The following is a 2,963-nucleotide window of genomic DNA, read 5'->3' on the forward strand; positions in this document are numbered from 1 at the left end:
CGGGCTGCTTCTGTCCTACCGGGTCGCTCCGGCCACCCACTTGGGGGCGCCGTACTGGTAGGCGCCGAGGCTCGGGAGCGGGTCCGTCGAGCCGTCGTTGACGCCCGGCAGCGGGATCGCCTGGTTGCGCGCCGGGGACGCCTCCGACAACCGGTAGTCGCGCCCGGCCGGGTCGACGAACAGCGGGTCGACGTCGGCCGGCAGGTTGTTGGACAACACCATCCCGCCGTTCGTGGCGCCGTCGAGGCCGCGGATCGGGCCGATGTTGTTGTAGACCTTGGTGCCGGTCGAGTTGCCGGGCTCCTTGACGTAGAACATCGTCATGCCGCCGGTGTTGTTGTAGACGCCGTTGTTGTGCGAGCCGCCGCCGAGGCCGTTGAGCATGACGGTCCCCTCGGGGTTGCCCCAGCCCACGTTGGCGGCGATGGTGATGTTGCTCTGCCCGTTGTCGGCGTAGACGCCGGTGACCCCGAACTTGGTGGCGCCCCACCTCGGCGCCGGATCGTGCAGCACGTTGTGGTCGATCGAGGTCCCCAGCATGTCGGAGCCGCAGCAGGTGTAGACCGCGGCCACGTCCAGGCTCAGCCGGGCGTACTGGGAGATGTCGTTGTAGGCGATGCGGTCCGGCCCCGGCGTGCCGCCGGCGGCGTTGTCCCACTGCAGGTTCACGCCGCTGCGGCCGACCCGGTAGATGGTGTTGTGCGTGACCGTCTGGCTGTTGCCCTGCACGGCGACGCCGGCCGCGTAGGTGCCCAGGTAGTCCACGTCGTGGATGACGTTGTTCGTCGCGGTGTTCCGCATGCCGCGCAGCGCGATGCCGTTGCCGGCGCTGAGTGACAGGTCGCTGTTGACGACCTTGTTGTCCGTGCCGTTGAGCACGATGCCGGTGTCGGCGACGCCCCGGGTGACGGTGGAGCCGCAGTCGGTGGCGCCGCGGGTGATGTCGGTGTAGTGCGACAGGTACGTGCCGGTGATCCCGTCGATCACGACGTGGCTGCTGCCCGGCCCGGTCTCGACGGTGGAGGCGAACAGGCCGACGCCGGCGATCGTCGTGTGGCTCGCGTTCCGCAGGTCGAAGGCCAGCGTGCGGGCCTTGGCCTCGATCACGTGCCGGTCGGGGTCGTCCTCGCTGTACAGGTAGAGCCGTTTGCCGGCCGGGTCGTAGAACCAGGTGCCGGGGTGGGCGAGTTCGCCGATCTTGCCGGTGAGCGCGTACCGGGTGTCCTTCGGGATCACCTTGTGGACGCACGGCGGCGCCACGTCGAGCACGACCGAGCCCACGTCGGAGCTCTTGATCGTGGAGGTCGCGGTGATGTACCAGTAGTTCGTCGTCACGCGGGCGCCGTTCCAGTAGCCGGCCGGGCGGGTCAGCGCGTCGTCGGCGACGGTGGCCTCCGCGCTGCCCGGCCCGGCGTACCGCACCGCGGGTTCGAGCAGGTCGAGGCCGGGGTAGGGCCACTGGGCCTCGACGTTCATCCGCTTGTCGGTGAAGGTCTGCACGGTCGTGACGTCGGGTCCGAGGTCGGCGCGGGCGCTGTAGACGTGACCGTCGCGCACGGCCTGGGCGAAGGGCGAGCCCGGCGCGTACGGGTCCGACTGCGCGATGCGGGCCACGTCCTGGCCGGTGACCGGGGACCAGCCCCTGATCCGCTTGGCGCCGCTCACCGTCACGCGCGCGCCGGGGGCCGCCCGGTAGGTGATGGGCAGTCCGGCGGCGCCCGACCGGGCGGGCACGACGGTCTCCTCGTACGTGCCCGACTGGATCAGGCAGGTGTCGCCGGGCGTCATGACGTCGGCGCACCGCTGGATGTGGCGGTAGGCCGTCGCGGCCGACCGGCCGTCGGCCGAGTCCCTGCCCCACGGCGCGACGTGGTAGGTGGTGCCGCCCGCGCTCGTGCCCTGCTCGGCCGCCGCCGGGACGGCCGTGACGGCCGCCGGCACCGTCGCGACCACCGTCGCGATCACCATGGCCGCGAGCGGCCGCCGAAGGCGTAACAAGGTCATGGTCCCTCTTTCCGTGACGGGCCGTTCAGCCCTTGACCGCGCCGACCGTGAGGCCGCTGATGATGTGGCGCTGCATGTAGACGAAGAAGATGACGACCGGTGCCACCGCCAGCAGCAGGTTGGGGAACACCCGCGTCAGGTCGGTCGAGTACTGGCTGATCCCGGCGTAGATGGCGGTCGTCACCGTGTACCGGCCGGAGCCGGGGCTGAGCAGGATCTGCGGGCTGACGAAGTCGTTCCAGATCCCGATCGAGTTGAGGATCAGCACGGTGACCACCGCGGGCCGCATCAGCGGGAAGATGATCGTCCAGAACGTGCGCAGCCGCCCCGCGCCGTCGATCATCGCCGCCTGGTCGATGGAGGCCGGGATGGTACGGATGAAGCCGACGAACAGGAAGATGCTCACCGGAAGGGTCGAGGCCACGTCGTGGGCCACGAGGCCGGCCACGGTGTTGGCCAGGCCGACCGAGCGCAGCACGTAGATCACCGGGATCACCAGCGCGGCGCCCGGGATGAAGGTGCCCGCGAGGAAGTACAGCAGCAGCAGCTGGGAGCGGCGGCTGAGGCTGCGCGCGATCGCGTACGCCGCGGGCCCGGCCAGCAGGATGCACAGGACGTCCACGACGACGACGAGGAACAGCGTGAAGCCGTAGCTGCGGATCACGTTGTACTGGGGGCTGTCGACGGCGTTGGCGAGGTAGTCGAAGGTGAGGTCGCCGAACGGGAGGGAGAAGGGGTTGCCGAGGATGTCGTCCTGGGACTTGAAGCTGTTGACCACGAGCAGGTAGACCGGCACGGTCATGGCCACCAGGAGCAGCGCCAGCATGACCGGGCGCACGAAGGAGCGGCGCCTGCCGTGGGCGGCTCGCGTTTGTTCGATCATCACCGTCCCCTAACTCGTCGTGGCGCGGTCTTGCCGGTTGCGCGCGGCGGTCACCAGCAGGGCGAGGCCGGCGCAC

2 protein-coding genes are annotated in these 2,963 nt (G+C 70.2%); both read right to left on the minus strand.

Features of this window, described 5'->3' with window-relative positions:
• Positions 1-15 precede the first annotated feature (15 nt).
• Entirely contained in the window at positions 16-2,004 is a 1,989-nt protein-coding gene (locus ACWCSD_RS50705) for a right-handed parallel beta-helix repeat-containing protein (protein WP_449926726.1), read from the minus strand.
• 25 nt (positions 2,005-2,029) lie between these two features.
• Entirely contained in the window at positions 2,030-2,887 is an 858-nt protein-coding gene (locus ACWCSD_RS50710; protein WP_397158138.1) for a carbohydrate ABC transporter permease, read from the minus strand.
• Positions 2,888-2,963 lie beyond the last annotated feature (76 nt).

The sequence above is a fragment of the Nonomuraea sp. NPDC001684 genome, assembly GCF_053596515.1.

Excerpts from the sequence above, each read along its gene's own strand:
- ACWCSD_RS50705 (WP_449926726.1), bottom strand. The coding sequence starts at position 2,004 with ATGACCTTGTTACGCCTTCGGCGGCCGCTCGCGGCCATGGTGATCGCG.
- ACWCSD_RS50710 (WP_397158138.1), bottom strand. The coding sequence starts at position 2,887 with ATGATCGAACAAACGCGAGCCGCCCACGGCAGGCGCCGCTCCTTCGTG.